The sequence below is a fragment of the Escherichia sp. E.sYA108 genome (assembly GCF_011754335.1).
GTDB lineage: Bacteria > Pseudomonadota > Gammaproteobacteria > Enterobacterales > Enterobacteriaceae > Escherichia > Escherichia coli.
This window is the reverse complement of record NZ_JAAQVZ010000001.1, coordinates 4537422-4555767: the sequence shown is the minus strand read 5'-3', so window position 1 is coordinate 4555767 and position 18346 is coordinate 4537422. Positions and strand designations below refer to the sequence as shown.

21 protein-coding genes are annotated in these 18346 nt (G+C 51.5%); 17 read left to right on the top strand and 4 right to left on the bottom strand.

Features of this window, described 5'->3' with window-relative positions; translation table 11 throughout:
- Window positions 1–178 precede the first annotated feature (178 nt).
- The 10 genes from nsrR to HBM92_RS21805 all read left to right on the top strand — a co-directional run bounded on the left by nsrR (window position 179) and on the right by HBM92_RS21805 (window position 9799).
- Window positions 179–604: a nitric oxide-sensing transcriptional repressor NsrR gene (nsrR, locus tag HBM92_RS21850; protein ID WP_001177639.1), complete on the top strand. Its 426-nt coding sequence runs from the start codon at window positions 179–181 to the stop codon at window positions 602–604.
- A 38-nt stretch (window positions 605–642) separates the two neighbouring features.
- On the top strand, window positions 643–3084 hold the full coding sequence (gene rnr / locus HBM92_RS21845) for a ribonuclease R (RefSeq protein ID WP_000076277.1): 2442 nt from the start codon (window positions 643–645) through the stop codon (window positions 3082–3084).
- A gap of 90 nt (window positions 3085–3174) precedes the next feature.
- On the top strand, window positions 3175–3906 hold the full coding sequence (rlmB, locus tag HBM92_RS21840) for a 23S rRNA (guanosine(2251)-2'-O)-methyltransferase RlmB (RefSeq protein WP_001293282.1): 732 nt from the start codon (window positions 3175–3177) through the stop codon (window positions 3904–3906).
- A 126-nt stretch (window positions 3907–4032) separates the two neighbouring features.
- Window positions 4033–4434, top strand: coding sequence for a YjfI family protein (locus tag HBM92_RS21835; protein WP_000220143.1), 402 nt, complete (start codon window positions 4033–4035; stop codon window positions 4432–4434).
- Window positions 4435–4452: 18 nt separating this feature from the next.
- A complete protein-coding gene (locus tag HBM92_RS21830) occupies window positions 4453–5151 on the top strand; it encodes a PspA/IM30 family protein (protein WP_000511955.1) in 699 nt (232 codons plus the stop codon).
- 49 nt (window positions 5152–5200) lie between these two features.
- Window positions 5201–5860, top strand: a complete 660-nt coding sequence (locus HBM92_RS21825) for a YjfK family protein (RefSeq protein ID WP_000012531.1) — start codon at window positions 5201–5203, stop codon at window positions 5858–5860.
- A 17-nt stretch (window positions 5861–5877) separates the two neighbouring features.
- On the top strand, window positions 5878–6276 hold the full coding sequence (locus HBM92_RS21820; RefSeq protein ID WP_000547753.1) for a DUF350 domain-containing protein: 399 nt from the start codon (window positions 5878–5880) through the stop codon (window positions 6274–6276).
- 9 nt (window positions 6277–6285) lie between these two features.
- Window positions 6286–6924: a DUF1190 domain-containing protein gene (locus HBM92_RS21815; protein ID WP_000101640.1), complete on the top strand. Its 639-nt coding sequence runs from the start codon at window positions 6286–6288 to the stop codon at window positions 6922–6924.
- Window positions 6925–6926: 2 nt separating this feature from the next.
- The gene (locus HBM92_RS21810; RefSeq protein WP_000944004.1) at window positions 6927–8090 is read left to right on the top strand and encodes a glutathionylspermidine synthase family protein; all 1164 of its coding nucleotides are present in this window, start codon (window positions 6927–6929) and stop codon (window positions 8088–8090) included.
- Window positions 8091–8173: 83 nt separating this feature from the next.
- The gene (locus tag HBM92_RS21805) at window positions 8174–9799 is read left to right on the top strand and encodes an isovaleryl-CoA dehydrogenase (protein WP_001374875.1); all 1626 of its coding nucleotides are present in this window, start codon (window positions 8174–8176) and stop codon (window positions 9797–9799) included.
- Between the two features lie 116 nt (window positions 9800–9915).
- Here the strand turns inward: HBM92_RS21805 and yjfN are convergent, their stop codons facing one another.
- Window positions 9916–10191, bottom strand: a complete 276-nt coding sequence (gene yjfN / locus HBM92_RS21800) for a DUF1471 family protease activator YjfN (protein ID WP_000811566.1) — start codon at window positions 10189–10191, stop codon at window positions 9916–9918.
- Window positions 10192–10339: 148 nt separating this feature from the next.
- Entirely contained in the window at window positions 10340–10669 is a 330-nt protein-coding gene (gene bsmA / locus HBM92_RS21795; RefSeq protein ID WP_000254636.1) for a biofilm peroxide resistance protein BsmA, read from the bottom strand.
- 181 nt (window positions 10670–10850) lie between these two features.
- Between bsmA and yjfP the strand changes: the two genes are divergently transcribed.
- The gene (gene yjfP / locus HBM92_RS21790) at window positions 10851–11600 is read left to right on the top strand and encodes an esterase (protein WP_000569711.1); all 750 of its coding nucleotides are present in this window, start codon (window positions 10851–10853) and stop codon (window positions 11598–11600) included.
- Here yjfP and ulaR read toward each other — a convergent pair.
- Together ulaR and ulaG are read right to left on the bottom strand one after the other, a co-directional pair.
- Complete coding sequence (gene ulaR / locus HBM92_RS21785) at window positions 11597–12352, bottom strand: HTH-type transcriptional regulator UlaR (RefSeq protein ID WP_000133631.1); 756 nt, start codon at window positions 12350–12352, stop codon at window positions 11597–11599. The genes yjfP and ulaR overlap by 4 nt on opposite strands.
- A 107-nt stretch (window positions 12353–12459) precedes the next feature.
- Complete coding sequence (gene ulaG / locus HBM92_RS21780; RefSeq protein WP_001350385.1) at window positions 12460–13524, bottom strand: L-ascorbate 6-phosphate lactonase; 1065 nt, start codon at window positions 13522–13524, stop codon at window positions 12460–12462.
- 354 nt (window positions 13525–13878) lie between these two features.
- On the opposite strand from ulaG, the gene ulaA reads away from it, so the two are divergent.
- From ulaA to ulaF, 6 genes are read left to right on the top strand one after another with little or no spacing between them, the layout of a single operon-like run.
- Entirely contained in the window at window positions 13879–15276 is a 1398-nt protein-coding gene (ulaA, locus tag HBM92_RS21775; protein WP_000404886.1) for a PTS ascorbate transporter subunit IIC, read from the top strand.
- Window positions 15277–15291: 15 nt separating this feature from the next.
- Window positions 15292–15597: a PTS ascorbate transporter subunit IIB gene (gene ulaB, locus HBM92_RS21770; RefSeq protein WP_000218360.1), complete on the top strand. Its 306-nt coding sequence runs from the start codon at window positions 15292–15294 to the stop codon at window positions 15595–15597.
- A 9-nt stretch (window positions 15598–15606) separates the two neighbouring features.
- On the top strand, window positions 15607–16071 hold the full coding sequence (ulaC, locus tag HBM92_RS21765) for a PTS ascorbate transporter subunit IIA (RefSeq protein WP_000776521.1): 465 nt from the start codon (window positions 15607–15609) through the stop codon (window positions 16069–16071).
- Between the two features lie 13 nt (window positions 16072–16084).
- Window positions 16085–16735, top strand: coding sequence for a 3-keto-L-gulonate-6-phosphate decarboxylase UlaD (gene ulaD / locus HBM92_RS21760; RefSeq protein ID WP_000056760.1), 651 nt, complete (start codon window positions 16085–16087; stop codon window positions 16733–16735).
- A 9-nt stretch (window positions 16736–16744) separates the two neighbouring features.
- Window positions 16745–17599, top strand: a complete 855-nt coding sequence (ulaE, locus tag HBM92_RS21755; RefSeq protein WP_000949498.1) for an L-ribulose-5-phosphate 3-epimerase UlaE — start codon at window positions 16745–16747, stop codon at window positions 17597–17599.
- Window positions 17599–18285, top strand: coding sequence for an L-ribulose-5-phosphate 4-epimerase UlaF (gene ulaF, locus HBM92_RS21750; RefSeq protein WP_001170805.1), 687 nt, complete (start codon window positions 17599–17601; stop codon window positions 18283–18285). Before ulaE ends, ulaF begins: the two co-directional genes overlap by 1 nt.
- Window positions 18286–18346 lie beyond the last annotated feature (61 nt).

The window sequence follows — 18346 nt, the reverse complement described above, 5'->3', positions numbered from 1 at the left end:
CCTGCCGGGCTAACAGTGTGATACATTGCTGTGTCGGTTAAGCCATTACGCTATCCGACACAGTGTTAAATCCTCGCTTTTTTCCTTCCCCGAACTGAAATAAATTAGCGACACAGCTTGTGGCTGGTTTATCATCAATATAAATGTATTTTTCCCCGATTTCCCTTTTGAGGTTGATGTGCAGTTAACGAGTTTCACTGATTACGGATTACGTGCGCTGATCTACATGGCGTCATTGCCAGAAGGGCGGATGACCAGTATTTCTGAAGTGACTGACGTCTACGGCGTCTCCCGTAATCATATGGTCAAAATAATCAATCAACTTAGTCGTGCCGGCTACGTGACTGCTGTTCGTGGAAAAAATGGCGGCATTCGCTTGGGTAAACCGGCGAGTGCAATACGTATTGGTGATGTGGTGCGCGAGCTGGAGCCCTTATCGCTGGTGAATTGCAGCAGTGAGTTTTGCCACATTACACCTGCCTGTCGGTTGAAACAGGCGCTTTCTAAGGCCGTGCAAAGTTTTCTTACGGAACTGGATAACTACACGCTTGCCGATTTGGTTGAAGAGAATCAACCGCTTTATAAATTATTGCTGGTGGAGTGACGAAAATCTTCATCAGAGATGACAACGGAGGAACCGAGATGTCACAAGATCCTTTCCAGGAACGCGAAGCTGAAAAATACGCGAATCCCATCCCTAGTCGGGAATTTATCCTCGAACATTTAACCAAACGTGAAAAACCGGCCAGCCGTGATGAGCTGGCGGCAGAACTGCACATTGAAGGCGAAGAGCAGCTTGAAGGCCTGCGTCGCCGCCTGCGCGCGATGGAGCGCGATGGTCAACTGGTCTTCACTCGCCGTCAGTGCTATGCGCTGCCGGAACGCCTCGACCTGGTGAAAGGTATCGTTATTGGCCACCGTGATGGCTACGGCTTTCTGCGAGTTGAAGGGCGTAAAGATGATTTGTATCTCTCCAGCGAGCAGATGAAAACCTGCATTCATGGCGATCAGGTGCTGGCTCAGCCGCTGGGCGCTGACCGTAAAGGTCGTCGTGAAGCGCGTATTGTCCGCGTACTGGTGCCAAAAACCAGCCAGATTGTTGGTCGCTACTTCACCGAAGCGGGCGTCGGCTTTGTGGTTCCTGACGATAGCCGTCTGAGCTTCGATATCTTAATCCCGCCCGATCAGATCATGGGCGCGCGGATGGGCTTTGTGGTGGTGGTTGAACTGACTCAACGCCCGACTCGCCGTACCAAAGCGGTGGGTAAAATCGTCGAAGTGCTGGGCGACAATATGGGCACCGGCATGGCGGTTGATATCGCTCTGCGTACCCATGAAATTCCGTACATCTGGCCGCAGGCTGTTGAGCAACAGGTTGCCGGGCTGAAAGAAGAAGTGCCGGAAGAAGCAAAAGTGGGCCGTGTCGATCTGCGCGATTTACCGCTGGTCACCATTGATGGCGAAGACGCCCGTGACTTTGACGATGCAGTTTACTGTGAGAAAAAACGCGGCGGCGGCTGGCGTTTATGGGTCGCGATTGCCGACGTCAGCTACTATGTGCGTCCGCCAACGCCGCTGGACAGAGAAGCGCGTAATCGTGGTACGTCGGTGTACTTCCCTTCGCAGGTTATCCCGATGCTGCCAGAAGTGCTCTCTAACGGCCTGTGTTCGCTCAACCCGCAGGTAGACCGCCTGTGTATGGTGTGCGAGATGACGGTTTCGTCGAAAGGCCGCCTGACTGGCTACAAATTCTACGAAGCGGTGATGAGCTCTCACGCGCGTCTGACCTACACCAAAGTCTGGCATATTCTGCAGGGCGATCAGGATCTGCGCGAGCAGTACGCCCCGCTGGTTAAGCATCTCGAAGAGTTGCATAACCTCTATAAAGTGCTGGATAAAGCCCGTGAAGAACGCGGCGGGATCTCATTTGAGAGCGAAGAAGCGAAGTTCATTTTCAACGCTGAACGCCGTATTGAACGTATCGAACAGACTCAGCGTAACGACGCCCACAAGTTAATTGAAGAGTGCATGATTCTGGCGAATATCTCGGCGGCGCGTTTCGTTGAGAAAGCGAAAGAACCGGCACTGTTCCGTATTCACGACAAGCCGAGCACCGAAGCAATTACCTCTTTCCGTTCAGTGCTGGCGGAGCTGGGGCTGGAATTGCCGGGCGGTAACAAGCCGGAACCGCGTGACTACGCGGAGCTGCTAGAGTCGGTTGCCGATCGTCCTGACGCAGAAATGCTGCAAACCATGCTGCTGCGCTCGATGAAACAGGCGATTTACGATCCGGAAAACCGTGGCCACTTCGGTCTGGCATTGCAGTCCTATGCGCACTTTACTTCGCCGATTCGTCGTTATCCTGACCTGACGCTGCACCGCGCCATTAAATATCTGCTGGCGAAAGAGCAGGGGCATCAGGGCAACACCACTGAAACCGGCGGCTACCATTATTCGATGGAAGAGATGCTGCAACTGGGTCAGCACTGTTCGATGGCGGAACGTCGTGCCGATGAAGCAACGCGCGATGTGTCTGACTGGCTGAAGTGTGACTTCATGCTCGACCAGGTAGGTAACGTCTTTAAAGGCGTAATTTCCAGCGTCACTGGCTTTGGCTTCTTCGTCCGTCTGGACGACTTGTTCATTGATGGTCTGGTCCATGTCTCTTCGCTGGACAATGACTACTATCGCTTTGACCAGGTAGGGCAACGCCTGATGGGTGAATCCAGCGGCCAGACTTATCGCCTGGGTGATCGCGTGGAAGTTCGCGTCGAAGCGGTTAATATGGACGAGCGCAAAATCGACTTTAGCCTGATCTCCAGCGAACGCGCACCGCGCAACGTCGGTAAAACGGCGCGCGAGAAAGCGAAAAAAGGCGATGCAGGCAAAAAAGGCGGCAAGCGTCGTCAGGTCGGCAAAAAGGTCAACTTTGAGCCAGACAGCGCCTTCCGCGGCGAGAAAAAACCGAAGCCGAAAGCAGCGAAGAAAGACGCGAGAAAAGCGAAAAAGCCATCGGCGAAAACGCAGAAAATAGCCGCAGCGACCAAAGCGAAGCGTGCGGCGAAGAAAAAAGTGGCAGAGTGATCATTACCCTCTTCAAACAGAAGAGGGTGAATTATCCGTAGGCCGGGCAAGCGTGGCGCTCCCGGCAAAACGTAAACAACGAGTACATTAATGAGCGAAATGATTTACGGCATCCACGCAGTGCAGGCCCTGCTGGAGCGCGCCCCTGAACGTTTTCAGGAAGTCTTTATTTTAAAAGGCCGTGAAGATAAACGTCTGTTGCCGCTGATTCACGCCCTTGAGTCCCAGGGCGTGGTTATCCAGCTGGCAAACCGCCAATATCTCGACGAGAAAAGCGACGGTGCCGTGCATCAGGGCATTATCGCCCGTGTGAAGCCAGGACGTCAGTATCAGGAAAACGATCTGCCGGATCTGATCGCTTCGCTCGATCAACCGTTCCTGCTGATCCTCGACGGTGTAACCGATCCGCACAACCTCGGCGCGTGCCTGCGCAGCGCGGACGCCGCTGGCGTTCATGCGGTGATTGTGCCGAAAGATCGCTCCGCACAGCTCAACGCCACGGCGAAAAAAGTGGCCTGCGGCGCGGCAGAAAGCGTTCCGCTGATTCGGGTGACTAACCTGGCGCGCACCATGCGTATGTTGCAGGAAGAGAATATCTGGATCGTCGGTACGGCAGGTGAGGCGGATCATACACTTTATCAGAGCAAAATGACCGGACGGCTGGCACTGGTGATGGGCGCGGAAGGTGAAGGTATGCGTCGCCTGACCCGTGAACATTGCGATGAGTTGATCAGCATCCCAATGGCAGGAAGTGTTTCTTCGCTGAACGTTTCTGTGGCGACAGGCATTTGCTTATTTGAAGCGGTACGCCAGCGTAGCTAATTTCTCGGAATTATGAAAAGCCATCCAGATTTGGATGGTCTTTTTTTGTCTATAGCTGGTAAGATAATTACGTACTGCAAATATTCATTTTATTAATATTTAAACTTAATTTATATGGAATAATATATGACATGGAATCCGTTGGCGCTGGCGACGGCGCTGCAAACTGTACCTGAACAAAATATTGATGTAACAAATAGCGAAAGCGTATTAATTATTAAAATGAATGATTATGGCGATTTGCAAATCAATATTCTTTTTACTTCCCGCCAAATGATCATCGAAACCTTTATTTGTCCGGTAAGTAGTATCAGCAATCCAGATGAATTTAATACCTTCTTATTAAGAAATCAGAAGCTGATGCCATTGTCATCGGTAGGGATCTCCAGCGTGCAACAGGAAGAGTATTACATTGTTTTCGGTGCATTATCGCTTAAATCTTCTCTTGAAGATATCCTGCTTGAGATAACCTCGCTGGTAGATAACGCATTGGATCTGGCTGAAATTACAGAAGAATATTCACACTAATTACAAGGACGGGTATTTATGGGAATTTTAAAAAGTTTATTTACGCTGGGGAAATCGTTTATCTCCCAGGCGGAAGAGTCCATTGAAGAAACCCAGGGCGTGCGCATGCTGGAACAGCATATTCGTGACGCTAAAGCTGAACTCGATAAAGCCGGAAAATCTCGCGTTGATCTGCTGGCGCGAGTGAAATTAAGTCACGATAAGCTGAAAGATTTACGTGAGCGCAAAGCCAGTCTGGAAGCTCGTGCGCTGGAAGCGTTAAGCAAGAACGTGAATCCGTCGTTGATTAACGAAGTTGCTGAAGAAATCGCGCGCCTTGAGAATCTCATTACCGCTGAAGAGCAAGTGTTGTCGAATCTGGAAGTCTCTCGTGATGGCGTGGAAAAAGCAGTTACAGCGACAGCGCAGCGTATCGCTCAGTTTGAGCAGCAAATGGAAGTCGTTAAAGCCACTGAAGCCATGCAGCGTGCACAACAGGCTGTAACGACCTCTACTGTTGGCGCATCTTCCAGCGTTTCGACAGCGGCAGAATCCTTAAAACGCCTGCAAACGCGTCAGGCCGAACGTCAGGCTCGCCTGGATGCTGCCGCACAGTTGGAAAAAGTCGCAGACGGTCGCGATCTCGATGAAAAGCTGGCGGAAGCCGGAATTGGCGGTAGCAATAAAAGTAGCGCCCAGGATGTATTAGCAAGACTGCAACGCCAACAGGGCGAGTAATTTTTTGCCAGCCTCACTGCAAGGCTGGCAACTATTTTAAGGATAAAATATGTCTGGTTTTTTCCAGCGTCTGTTTGGCAAGGATAATAAGCCTGCTATCGCTCGCGGTCCGTTGGGTCTGCATCTCAATAGTGGTTTTACGCTCGATACGTTAGCGTTTCGTTTGCTGGAAGATGCATTGCTGATTGCGCTGCCGGGTGAGGAATATACCGTGGCCGCCGTCAGTTGCATCGATCTGGGCGGGGGTAGCCAGATTTTCCGTTACTACACTTCGGGCGATGAGTTCCTGCAAATCAATACCACTGGCGGCGAAGATATTGATGACATTGATGATATCAAGCTCTTTGTCTATGAAGAGAGCTACGGTATCAGTAAAGAGAGTCACTGGCGCGAGGCGATCAACGCCAAAGTGATGGGGGCAATGACCTTAAACTGGCAGGAAAAACGCTGGCAGCGATTTTTTAACAGCGAAGAACCGGGAAATATCGAACCCGTCTACATGCTGGAAAAAGTAGAAAATCAAAACCATGCCAAATGGGAAGTGCATAATTTTAGCATGGGCTACCAACGGCAGGTGACCGGAGATACTTACGAATATTTGCTGTTAAATGGTGAGGAATCTTTTAACGATCTCGGCGAGCCGGAGTGGTTATTTTCGCGCGCGCTGGGTGTCGATATCCCGCTGACATCACTTCATATTATTGGTTAATTACAAGGACGTTTACAATGCATATACTGGATTCACTTCTTGCCTTTAGTGCCTATTTTTTTATTGGCGTGGCGATGGTGATTATTTTCCTGTTTATCTACTCCAAAATTACACCGCACAACGAATGGCAGTTAATCAAAAACAATAACACCGCGGCGGCACTGGCGTTCAGCGGAACATTGTTGGGGTACGTGATCCCCTTATCCAGTGCGGCAATCAATGCGGTGAGTATTCCAGACTATTTCGCATGGGGCGGGATTGCTCTGGTGATTCAATTACTCGTTTTTGCTGGCGTCAGGCTTTATATGCCCGCATTAAGCGAAAAAATTATTAATCACAATACCGCAGCAGGAATGTTTATGGGAACCGCCGCGCTGGCTGGCGGTATTTTTAACGCAGCTTGTATGACATGGTAATGGACGATCATGGCCAGAAAACGCAAATCCAGAAATAACAAAAATATCGGACATGGGGCAATCAGTCGCATTGGTAGACCGCATAATCCTTTTGAGCCGCGCCGCAATCGCTACGCACAAAAATACTTAACGTTGGCACTAATGGGCGGTGCCGCTTTTTTCGTATTGAAAGGTTGTGGCGATAGTGGCGATGTCGATAACGACGGCGACGGAACGTTTTACTCGACTGTGCAGGATTGTATTGATGGCGGTAATAATTCAGATATCTGTGCTCATGGCTGGAACAACGCCAAAGCGGCGTTTTATGCCGATGTTCCGAAGAATATGACTCAGCAGAATTGTCAGTCTAAGTATGAAAATTGTTACTACGACAACGTTGAACAGAGTTGGATCCCGGTTGTTTCTGGATTTTTGTTAAGCCGGGTTATTCGTAAAGATCGCGATGAGCAGTTTGTTTATAACAGCGGCGGTTCCTCTTTTGCTTCGCGCCCCGTCTGGCGCAACACTTCCGGTGATTACTCCTGGCGCTCCGGTTCTGGCAAAAAAGAGTCTTATTCTTCGGGCGGCTTTACCACCAAAAAAGCGTCAACCGTTTCTCGCGGCGGCTATGGTCGTTCTTCCAGCGCCCGTGGGCATTGGGGAGGCTAATCATGCTGAGACACAACGTTCCTGTGCGGCGGGATCTGGACCGGATTGCCGCCGATAACGGATTTGACTTTCATATCATCGACAATGAAATCTATTGGGATGAGAGTCGGGCTTATCGCTTTACTTTGCGCCAGATTGAAGAGCAGATCGAAAAACCGACTGCGGAACTGCATCAGATGTGCCTGGAGGTGGTGGATCGTGCGGTTAAAGATGAAGAGATCCTGACGCAACTGGCGATCCCGCCGTTGTACTGGGATGTGATCGCCGAAAGCTGGCGCGCACGCGATCCTTCGTTGTATGGCCGTATGGATTTTGCCTGGTGTGGTAATGCACCGGTTAAGTTGCTGGAGTACAACGCCGATACGCCAACTTCATTGTACGAGTCGGCTTATTTCCAGTGGTTGTGGCTGGAAGATGCCCGGTGCAGCGGCATTATTCCGCGCGATGCCGATCAGTACAATGCCATTCAGGAGCGCCTGATTTCACGCTTTAGCGAGCTTTACAGTCGGGAACCGTTTTATTTTTGCTGCTGTCAGGATACCGACGAAGACAGGAGTACCGTGCTGTACTTGCAGGACTGCGCCGAGCAGGCAGGGCAGGAGTCTCGGTTTATCTACATTGAAGATCTCGGTTTGGGCGTCGGCGGCGTACTGACCGATCTTGATGATAATGTCATCCAGCGTGCATTTAAGCTGTATCCGCTGGAGTGGATGATGCGTGACGATAACGGCCCGCTGCTGCGCAAGCGTCGTGAGCAATGGGTGGAGCCGTTATGGAAAAGTATCTTGAGTAATAAAGGGCTAATGCCGCTGCTTTGGCGCTTCTTCCCTGGTCATCCTAACCTTCTTGCATCCTGGTTCGATGGTGAAAAACCGCAGATTGCCGCTGGCGAAAGCTATGTGCGTAAACCGATTTACTCGCGCGAAGGCGGAAACGTCACCATTTTCGACGGTCAGAATAACGTTGTTGACCACGCTGATGGTGATTACGCCGATGAACCGATGATCTACCAGGCGTTTCAACCTCTGCCGCGATTTGGCGATAGCTACACACTCATCGGTAGCTGGATTGTCGATGATGAAGCGTGCGGAATGGGGATCCGTGAAGATAACACGTTGATCACCAAAGACACCTCACGTTTCGTTCCGCATTACATTGCTGGATAAGAATGTTTTAGCAATCTCTTTCTGTCATGAATCCATGGCAGTGACCATACTAATGGTGACTGCCATTGATGGAGGGAGACACAGTGCACTGGCAAACTCACACCGTTTTTAATCAACCTATACCATTAAATAACAGCAACTTATACCTGTCTGATGGCGCGCTTTGCGAAGCGGTAACGCGTGAAGGTGCTAGCTGGGATAGCGATTTTCTCGCCAGTATTGGTCAGCAGTTAGGAACGGCTGAATCCCTTGAACTGGGGCGGCTGGCGAATGTGAATCCGCCTGAATTATTGCGCTACGATGCGCAAGGACGCCGTCTGGACGATGTGCGTTTTCACCCCGCCTGGCACCTGCTGATGCAGGCGCTATGTACCAATCGGGTGCACAATCTTGCCTGGGAAGAAGACGCTCGCTCCGGCGCATTTGTGGCGCGCGCGGCGCGTTTTATGTTACATGCGCAGGTTGAGGCTGGGTCGTTATGTCCGATAACGATGACCTTTGCCGCCACGCCATTGTTGTTACAGATGTTACCCGCGCCGTTTCAGGACTGGACCACGCCGCTGCTGAGCGATCGCTACGATTCTCACTTATTGCCAGGTGGGCAAAAACGTGGCTTGTTGATCGGCATGGGAATGACGGAAAAGCAGGGCGGTTCCGATGTCATGAGCAACACCACCCGCGCAGAGCGTCTGGACGATGGTTCTTATCGGCTGGTGGGGCATAAATGGTTTTTCTCGGTGCCGCAAAGCGATGCGCATCTGGTGCTGGCACAGACCGCGGGCGGTTTGTCCTGCTTTTTTGTGCCGCGCTTTTTGCCTGACGGGCAACGCAACGCGATTCGCCTCGAGCGGCTGAAAGATAAGCTGGGTAATCGCTCTAACGCCAGCTGCGAAGTGGAGTTTCAGGATGCCATTGGCTGGTTGTTGGGGCAGGAAGGGGAAGGAATTCGTCTGATCCTGAAAATGGGTGGGATGACGCGTTTTGATTGCGCCCTGGGTAGCCATGCCATGATGCGCCGTGCATTTTCGCTGGCGATTTACCATGCACATCAACGCCATGTTTTTGGTAATCCATTGATCCAACAGCCTCTTATGCGTCATGTCTTAAGTCGCATGGCACTTCAGCTTGAAGGGCAAACGGCGTTGCTGTTTCGTCTTGCGCGAGCGTGGGACCGGCGCGCCGATGCCAAAGAAGCTCTGTGGGCGCGTTTATTTACGCCTGCGGCGAAATTTGTGATCTGCAAACGTGGCATTCCGTTTGTGGCCGAAGCGATGGAGGTGCTGGGCGGCATTGGTTATTGCGAGGAGAGCGAGCTGCCGCGGCTTTACCGGGAGATGCCGGTAAACAGTATTTGGGAAGGTTCCGGCAATATTATGTGCCTGGATGTGCTGCGCGTTCTCAATAAGCAAGCGGGCGTATACGACTTATTGTCGGAAGCATTTGTGGAAGTGAAAGGGCAGGATCGCTATTTTGATCGCGCGGTTCGTCGTTTACAGCAGCAGCTGCGTAAGCCAGCTGAAGAATTGGGGCGAGAGATTACTCATCAGCTATTCCTGCTGGGCTGCGGTGCGCAAATGTTGAAATATGCCTCTCCGCCAATGGCGCAGGCGTGGTGTAAGGTGATGTTAGATACGCGCGGCGGCGTACGGTTGTCAGAGCAGATCCAGAATGATTTATTGCTGCGGGCGACGGGAGGAGTGTGTTTGTAAGCGTATACGACTGATGCGACGCAGGTTTCGATTAACTAAATGAAATATTTTAAAATTGTAGGCCGGACAAGGCGCTCGCGCCGCATCCGGCATTGTTCATTTGCTGTAGATGACACTCACGCATACAGTATCGCCTGTACGCGCCAGTTATCAGGCTGCTGGTCTTCGTACATGGTAATAATGCGGTACCATGACGCACCTTGTTCATCGGCCTTTAACGCCACGATACGTTCCACGTCCTGCGGATCCCCTGAAATATTGCTAACTGAGATCTGACCTATTTCATTCAGGCCCGTCACGCAGTCAGCACTGGCGAATTCTGCAGACTGTGCCGTGGCGCTCGCAGGATAAGTCACTAATTGCAGCGAGGGTGAGGCAAGTAATTGTTTCATCGTCAGCTCCATTTTTCGTTTCCCCACATGTTGCAGGGCATTCCATCGCGGTAATAAACGCCCGAGCTTCCAGCCGGTAATTTATTGTGCACAGGTAAACGCATAGGGACGCAAAGCAATGTAAAGCTGACTATGTAAGTTGTCTGATTTATTTACGGTACAAAATGGCTTGTGAATACCACTGTCCTGTCACGATGGTTTCGTCCACCATGACGACAACGTAATAATCAGCTTTTGCAGCGACAGCTTTCGCTCTGATTTCTGCTAATGCGTCATCCGGAGAACCCCGAACCATCGTGCTTACGCTACCTATTCGCTGTAACCCTTGCGTCTGGTCGCGGCGAATCTCTTGCGGATGGTCCGTTACTGGCGGTGCTGGCTGTGGCGTACCTTGCAGTGCGCTACAGGCACTTAACATCAACACCAATAATAAACTGGCAAACCGGTAAATAACGCTATTACGTTTCCTGCTAACCATAGTGTAGTGCCTTATTAATTTAACTTTGGGGGAATGTTCCCGAATTGTTACCTGGTACGCGATTTTCGAATGAAAACGTGACGAAAGCGTAACCCACATCTCAACATTATGAACTAATACCGCCAGCAGAAACTTGTGCTAAGGATTTCTTCATGTCATACCAGACAAAAAGGAGAGACAGATGATTGAAATAGAATCACGCGAGCTGGCAGATATTCCCGTTCTTCATGCTTATCCTGTCGGGCAAAAAGATACCCCGTTACCGTGTGTGATTTTTTATCACGGCTTTACTTCGTCCAGTCTGGTGTATAGCTATTTTGCCGTTGCGCTGGCGCAGGCTGGTTTGCGGGTGATCATGCCGGATGCGCCCGATCACGGTAGCCGTTTTAGTGGCGACGCAGCGCGGCGGTTAAATCAATTCTGGCAAATCTTGCTACAAAGTATGCAGGAATTCACTACCTTACGTGCGGCAATAGCCGAAGAAAACTGGCTGCGTGATGACCGTCTGGCAGTCGGTGGCGCGTCGATGGGCGCGATGACGGCACTGGGAATTACCGCTCGCCACCCCACGATAAAATGTACCGCCAGCATGATGGGATCGGGCTATTTTACATCGCTCGCCCGTTCACTGTTTCCACCGCTGATACCTGAAACGGCAGCACAGCAGAATGAATTCAATAACATTGTCGCGCCGCTGGCAGAGTGGGAAGCGACAAACCACCTGGAACAACTTGGTGACAGACCTCTACTGCTGTGGCATGGCCTTGACGATGACGTCGTGCCTGCCGACGAATCACTACGTTTGCAGCAGGCCTTAAGCGAGACGGGGCGGGATAAACTGCTAACCTGTTCATGGCAGCCAGGCGTGCGTCACCGCATTACGCCTGAGGCGTTAGATGCTGCCGTGACATTTTTCCTCCAGCATCTTTAAACACGCAGAATGCTGACCCCTTGCGCTTCCAGCTGTTGCAGGATTTCCGGGTTAGCATTTTTGCCGGTGATCAGCATATCGATTTGATCGGCACGGCTAAAAAGCATTCCCGCGCGTTCGCCAATCTTACTGCTATCAACCAGTACCACCAGTTTCCCTACCACGCTCAGCATCTTCTGCTCTGCCATTGCCGTCAGCATATCGGTTTTATACAACCCTTCTGCTGTCAGTCCTTTGCCGCTGGTAAACATCCAGTGCCCGGCATAGAGACTGTTTTCGCTGCCTTGCGGGCTTAAAGTGATGGACTGACTTTTGTTGTACTGTCCGCCCATAATGATCACGCTGTCATGCTCCTGATCGATCAGGTAATTTGCCAGCGGTAGATAATTAGTGATGATTTGCACTGGCTTGCCACACATTTCCCGCCCAAGCAGAAACGCGGTGGAGCCGCAGTTGATGACTACGCTTTCGCCCGGATTAACCAGCTGCGAGGCCGCTTTAGCAATACGTACTTTTTCATCGTGATTCTGCGCTTGATGCAGATTCATCGGCGTCCAGCGCGGGCGCTGTTGGGTAATAGCTTCTGCGCCATTGCGCACTTTTTTCAGTTTGCCGCTTTCGTCAAGTTTATTGATATCGCGTCGTGCAGTGGCGGGCGAAATTCCCAGACGCTCAACGACTTTCTCAACGGTCACAAAGCCCAATTGTGCGAGCATTTCCAGGAGGATTTGATGTCTTTGTGCTTCAGTCATGAGCTATTCCGATAAAATTTGATTTTTTTAGATGATATTTGAAATAGCCAGGAAATACTATGCCGGATAGCGCGAGCATCTCCACGCTATCCGGTACAAGCGACAGATTACAGGAACGACTTGAACGGCAGATCTGGTTCAATAGTGAAGCAATCATCGAAACCACGCGGATAGTGGTACTCGAAGTTGTCTTTATCCAGCGGCCAGGTAAATTTGCCGCCGACCTGCCAGATAAACGGCTTGAAGCCATACTTCAGGCGATCTTTTTTCATCTCCCACAGCACGCGGATCTCTTGCGGATCGGCCTGGAAGTTTGACCAGATATCGTGGTGGAACGGGATCACTACTTTCGCATTCAGCGCTTCGCCCATACGCAAGATATCAGCACTGGTCATTTTGTCGGTAATACCGCGTGGGTTTTCGCCGTATGAACCTAAAGCCACGTCGATCTGATGCTCATTACCATGTTTTGCATAGTAGTTAGAGTAGTGGGAATCGCCGCTGTGATACAGGGTACCGCCTGGGGTTTTGAACAGATAGTTCACCGCGCGATCGTCCATGCCGTCCGGCAGTACGCCAGCTGCTTTTTGATCGGCAGGCAGGGTGATCAGTGCCGTGCGGTCGAAAGCGTCAAGTGCATGAATTTCAATGTCTTTTACCTTCACTACGTCGCCCGGTTTAACGACGATGCAACGCTCTTTCGGTACGCCCCAGCCAATCCACAAATCAACGCAGGTTTTCGGTCCAATGAACGGTACGTCATCAGCACAGTTCTGCATCACGGCAGCAGCGACGTTAACGTCGATATGATCGTTGTGATCGTGAGTCGCCAGTACCGCGTCGATCTGGCGAATCGCAAACGGATCAAGAACAAACGGGGTGGTGCGCAGGTTTGGCTGCAGTTTTTTCACGCCAGCCATGCGCTGCATCTGGTGACCCTGTTTCATTAACGGGTTACCGTGGCTTTGTTTGCCAGTACCGCACCAAAAATCAACACAAACGTTGGCACCGCCTTCTGATTTCAACCAGATCCCGGTACAGCCGAGCCACCACATTGCGAAAGTGCCAGGTGCGACCTGCTCTTGCTCAATTTCTTCATTCAGCCAGCTACCCCACTCCGGGAAAGTGCTCAGGATCCAGGACTCACGGGTGATACTTTTCACTTTACTCATCGCCATTTACCTTCGTGATAGTTCAATTCGAATCAATATGTGATTGGTTTTGATTAATCCTGACACTATTTTTTCAGGAAGGCAATGACCATTTTTTGACTTTTTAGCAGGAGAGTTATTGTGGATTTTGAGTGTGGAAAGATTAAATTGAATGTGTAATGCAATTAACTAAATGAATTTAAATGAATAAATATTTCATTATGTGAATCCCATTCTGTTTATATGGAATTATTTGCGTGCGACGTCACATTTAATCATAAATAATCTTGTTGTGATTACTTTTGAAAATTAGAGTGAGAGCACAACATTCCGGGTGTACGAAATACCCGGTTACCTCTTCTTCAGGAGATCGTTATGGAGATCCTCTACAACATCTTTACCGTGTTTTTTAACCAGGTCATGACCAATGCCCCGTTGTTGCTGGGTATTGTGACCTGTCTGGGTTACATCCTACTGCGCAAAAGTGTCAGCGTTATTATTAAAGGTACGATTAAAACCATAATTGGTTTCATGTTGTTGCAGGCAGGGTCCGGCATCCTGACCAGCACCTTCAAACCGGTGGTGGCGAAAATGTCCGAAGTCTACGGCATTAACGGCGCAATTTCCGATACTTACGCGTCGATGATGGCAACCATTGAACGCATGGGCGATGCCTATAGCTGGGTGGGTTACGCGGTGTTGTTAGCGCTGGCGCTGAACATCTGTTACGTGCTGCTGCGTCGCATTACCGGTATTCGTACCATCATGCTGACTGGTCACATCATGTTCCAGCAGGCGGGGCTGATTGCCGTTACGCTGTTTATCTTCGGCTACTCCATGTGGACGACCATTATCTGCACCGCGATTCTGGTTTCGCTCTACTGGGGCATTACCTCCAACATGATGTACAAGCCGACACAGGAAGTGACCGACGGCTGTGGTTTCTCCATTGGTCACCAGCAACAGTTTGCATCATGGATTGCCTATAAAGTTGCGCCGTTCCTCGGCAAAAAAGAGGAAAGCGTTGAAGACCTCAAACTGCCAGGCTGGCTGAATATTTTCCACGACAACATCGTCTCCACGGCGATTGTCATGACTATCTTCTTTGGTGCCATTCTGCTCTCCTTTGGTATCGACACCGTGCAGGCGATGGCAGGCAAAGTGAACTGGACGGTGTACATCCTGCAAACCGGTTTCTCCTTTGCGGTGGCGATTTTCATCATCACTCAGGGCGTGCGCATGTTTGTGGCGGAGCTCTCTGAAGCATTCAACGGTATCTCCCAGCGCCTGATCCCGGGTGCGGTTCTGGCGATTGACTGTGCGGCTATTTATAGCTTCGCGCCGAACGCCGTGGTCTGGGGTTTTATGTGGGGCACCATCGGGCAACTGATTGCGGTTGGCATCCTGGTCGCCTGTGGCTCTTCAATCCTGATTATTCCAGGCTTTATCCCGATGTTCTTCTCCAACGCCACTATCGGCGTGTTCGCTAACCACTTCGGCGGCTGGCGCGCGGCGCTGAAGATTTGCCTGGTGATGGGGATGATCGAAATCTTTGGTTGCGTCTGGGCGGTGAAACTCACCGGTATGAGCGCCTGGATGGGCATGGCGGACTGGTCGATTCTGGCACCGCCGATGATGCAGGGCTTCTTCTCCATCGGTATCGCCTTTATGGCCGTCATCATTGTCATTGCACTGGCTTATATGTTCTTCGCTGGCCGCGCACTGCGTGCAGAAGAAGATGCAGAAAAACAACTGGCAGAACAGTCTGCTTAATAAGGAGTTTTGATTATGACCGTACGTATTCTGGCTGTGTGTGGCAACGGACAAGGCAGTTCCATGATCATGAAGATGAAAGTGGACCAGTTTTTAACCCAATCAAACATTGACCACACGGTAAATAGCTGCGCGGTTGGCGAATACAAAAGCGAGTTGAGCGGCGCGGATATCATCATCGCTTCTACGCACATTGCGGGCGAAATCACCGTGACCGGCAACAAATATGTGGTTGGCGTGCGCAACATGCTCTCTCCTGCTGACTTTGGCCCGAAACTGCTGGAAGTGATCAAAGCGCATTTCCCGCAGGATGTGAAGTAAGGACGCGCCATGAAATTACGTGATTCGCTGGCGGAAAATAAATCTATCCGCCTGCAGGCCGAAGCAAATACCTGGCAGGAAGCGGTGAAAATCGGTGTTGACCTGCTGGTAGCGGCAGATGTGGTAGAGCCGCGTTACTACCAGGCGATTCTGGATGGCGTTGAACAGTTTGGTCCTTATTTCGTTATCGCACCGGGACTGGCGATGCCGCACGGGCGTCCGGAAGAGGGCGTTAAGAAAACCGGTTTCTCTCTGGTAACGCTGAAAAAGCCGCTGGAGTTCAACCACGAAGATAACGATCCGGTGGATATCCTCATCACCATGGCGGCGGTCGATGCCAACACTCACCAGGAAGTGGGCATCATGCAGATCGTTAACCTGTTTGAAGATGAAGAGAATTTCGACCGTTTACGCGCCTGCCGTACCGAGCAGGAAGTACTGGATTTAATTGACCGCACCAACGCGGCAGCTTAAGAAGGAATTGAAGATGTCATTACCAATGTTGCAAGTCGCGCTGGACAACCAGACTATGGATAGCGCCTACGAAACCACTCGCCTGATTGCCGAAGAAGTCGACATTATCGAAGTGGGCACCATTCTGTGCGTGGGCGAAGGCGTGCGTGCGGTTCGTGACCTGAAAGCGCTTTACCCGCACAAAATCGTACTGGCAGACGCCAAAATTGCCGATGCGGGCAAAATCCTTTCTCGTATGTGCTTCGAAGCTAACGCTGACTGGGTGACCGTGATTTGCTGTGCGGATATCAACACCGCCAAAGGTGCGCTGGACGTGGCAAAAGAGTTTAACGGCGACGTGCAGATCGAACTGACCGGTTACTGGACCTGGGAACAGGCGCAACAGTGGCGCGATGCAGGCATTCAGCAGGTGGTTTATCACCGCAGCCGTGACGCACAGGCCGCAGGCGTGGCGTGGGGCGAAGCTGACATTACCGCGATCAAACGTCTTTCCGATATGGGCTTCAAAGTCACCGTTACTGGTGGCCTGGCGCTGGAAGATCTGCCGCTGTTCAAAGGCATTCCGATTCATGTGTTTATCGCTGGTCGCAGCATCCGTGATGCCGCTTCTCCGGTTGAAGCCGCGCGTCAGTTCAAACGTTCCATCGCCGAACTGTGGGGCTAAGGAGCGGATATGTTGTCCAAACAAATTCCGCTTGGCATCTATGAAAAAGCGCTCCCCGCCGGGGAGTGCTGGCTGGAACGGCTGCAACTGGCAAAAACGTTAGGCTTCGATTTTGTCGAGATGTCGGTAGATGAAACTGACGATCGCCTGTCGCGCCTCGACTGGAGCCGCGAGCAGCGTCTGGCGCTGGTGAATGCGATTGTTGAAACTGGCGTGCGCGTGCCGTCCATGTGCCTTTCTGCTCATCGTCGTTTCCCGCTGGGCAGCGAAGATGACGCGGTACGGGCGCAGGGGCTGGAGATTATGCGCAAAGCTATCCAGTTCGCCCAGGACGTCGGCATTCGCGTGATCCAACTGGCGGGCTATGACGTTTACTATCAGGAAGCCAATAACGAAACGCGTCGTCGTTTCCGTGACGGCCTGAAAGAGAGCGTTGAGATGGCAAGCCGCGCGCAGGTGACGCTGGCGATGGAGATCATGGATTACCCGTTGATGAACTCCATCAGTAAGGCGTTGGGTTACGCGCACTATCTCAACAACCCATGGTTCCAGCTCTACCCGGATATCGGCAACCTGTCGGCGTGGGACAACGACGTGCAGATGGAATTGCAGGCCGGAATCGGGCATATCGTCGCGGTGCATGTGAAAGACACCAAACCAGGCGTCTTCAAAAACGTGCCGTTTGGCGAAGGCGTAGTGGATTTTGAACGTTGCTTCGAAACGCTCAAACAGAGTGGCTATTGCGGGCCGTACCTGATTGAGATGTGGAGCGAAACGGCGGAAGACCCGGCGGCGGAAGTGGCGAAAGCGCGTGATTGGGTGAAAGCGCGCATGGCCAAAGCTGGCATGGTGGAGGCGGCATAATGCAAAAGCTGAAACAGCAGGTATTTGAAGCCAACATGGATCTGCCGCGCTACGGGCTGGTGACCTTTACCTGGGGCAACGTCAGCGCCATCGACCGCGAACGCGGGCTGGTGGTGATCAAGCCCAGCGGCGTCGCCTACGAAACCATGAAAGCAGACGATATGGTGGTGGTCGATATGAGCGGCAAGGTAGTGGAAGGGGAGTATCGCCCGTCTTCTGACACCGCGACGCATCTTGAACTCTACCGTCGTTATCCGTCGCTTGGTGGTATTGTCCATACCCACTCCACTCATGCCACCGCATGGGCGCAGGCGGGGCTGGCGATCCCGGCGTTAGGCACCACGCACGCCGATTACTTCTTTGGCGACATCCCGTGCACGCGCGGATTAAGCGAAGAAGAGGTGCAGGGTGAGTACGAACTGAATACCGGCAAAGTAATTATCGAAACGCTGGGTGACGCCGAGCCGCTGCATACGCCGGGAATTGTGGTGTATCAGCACGGACCGTTCGCCTGGGGGAAAGATGCCCACGACGCGGTGCATAACGCGGTGGTGATGGAAGAAGTGGCGAAAATGGCGTGGATTGCGCGTAGTATTAACCCACAACTGAATCACATCGACAGCTTCCTGATGAATAAACACTTCATGCGTAAGCACGGTCCCAACGCTTATTACGGGCAGAAGTAAAACACGCGCTGCGGAAATTTCCTTCTTCGGGAGATAACTGGTCTAATTCCGCAGCCGTTTT

Excerpts from the sequence above, each read along its gene's own strand:
- rnr (WP_000076277.1), top strand. The coding sequence starts at position 643 with ATGTCACAAGATCCTTTCCAGGAACGCGAAGCTGAAAAATACGCGAAT.
- rlmB (WP_001293282.1), top strand. The coding sequence starts at position 3,175 with ATGAGCGAAATGATTTACGGCATCCACGCAGTGCAGGCCCTGCTGGAG.
- HBM92_RS21835 (WP_000220143.1), top strand. The coding sequence starts at position 4,033 with ATGACATGGAATCCGTTGGCGCTGGCGACGGCGCTGCAAACTGTACCT.
- HBM92_RS21830 (WP_000511955.1), top strand. The coding sequence starts at position 4,453 with ATGGGAATTTTAAAAAGTTTATTTACGCTGGGGAAATCGTTTATCTCC.
- HBM92_RS21825 (WP_000012531.1), top strand. The coding sequence starts at position 5,201 with ATGTCTGGTTTTTTCCAGCGTCTGTTTGGCAAGGATAATAAGCCTGCT.
- HBM92_RS21820 (WP_000547753.1), top strand. The coding sequence starts at position 5,878 with ATGCATATACTGGATTCACTTCTTGCCTTTAGTGCCTATTTTTTTATT.
- HBM92_RS21815 (WP_000101640.1), top strand. The coding sequence starts at position 6,286 with ATGGCCAGAAAACGCAAATCCAGAAATAACAAAAATATCGGACATGGG.
- HBM92_RS21810 (WP_000944004.1), top strand. The coding sequence starts at position 6,927 with ATGCTGAGACACAACGTTCCTGTGCGGCGGGATCTGGACCGGATTGCC.
- yjfN (WP_000811566.1), bottom strand. The coding sequence starts at position 10,191 with ATGAAACAATTACTTGCCTCACCCTCGCTGCAATTAGTGACTTATCCT.
- bsmA (WP_000254636.1), bottom strand. The coding sequence starts at position 10,669 with ATGGTTAGCAGGAAACGTAATAGCGTTATTTACCGGTTTGCCAGTTTA.
- yjfP (WP_000569711.1), top strand. The coding sequence starts at position 10,851 with ATGATTGAAATAGAATCACGCGAGCTGGCAGATATTCCCGTTCTTCAT.
- ulaR (WP_000133631.1), bottom strand. The coding sequence starts at position 12,352 with ATGACTGAAGCACAAAGACATCAAATCCTCCTGGAAATGCTCGCACAA.
- ulaG (WP_001350385.1), bottom strand. The coding sequence starts at position 13,524 with ATGAGTAAAGTGAAAAGTATCACCCGTGAGTCCTGGATCCTGAGCACT.
- ulaA (WP_000404886.1), top strand. The coding sequence starts at position 13,879 with ATGGAGATCCTCTACAACATCTTTACCGTGTTTTTTAACCAGGTCATG.
- ulaB (WP_000218360.1), top strand. The coding sequence starts at position 15,292 with ATGACCGTACGTATTCTGGCTGTGTGTGGCAACGGACAAGGCAGTTCC.
- ulaC (WP_000776521.1), top strand. The coding sequence starts at position 15,607 with ATGAAATTACGTGATTCGCTGGCGGAAAATAAATCTATCCGCCTGCAG.
- ulaD (WP_000056760.1), top strand. The coding sequence starts at position 16,085 with ATGTCATTACCAATGTTGCAAGTCGCGCTGGACAACCAGACTATGGAT.
- ulaE (WP_000949498.1), top strand. The coding sequence starts at position 16,745 with ATGTTGTCCAAACAAATTCCGCTTGGCATCTATGAAAAAGCGCTCCCC.
- ulaF (WP_001170805.1), top strand. The coding sequence starts at position 17,599 with ATGCAAAAGCTGAAACAGCAGGTATTTGAAGCCAACATGGATCTGCCG.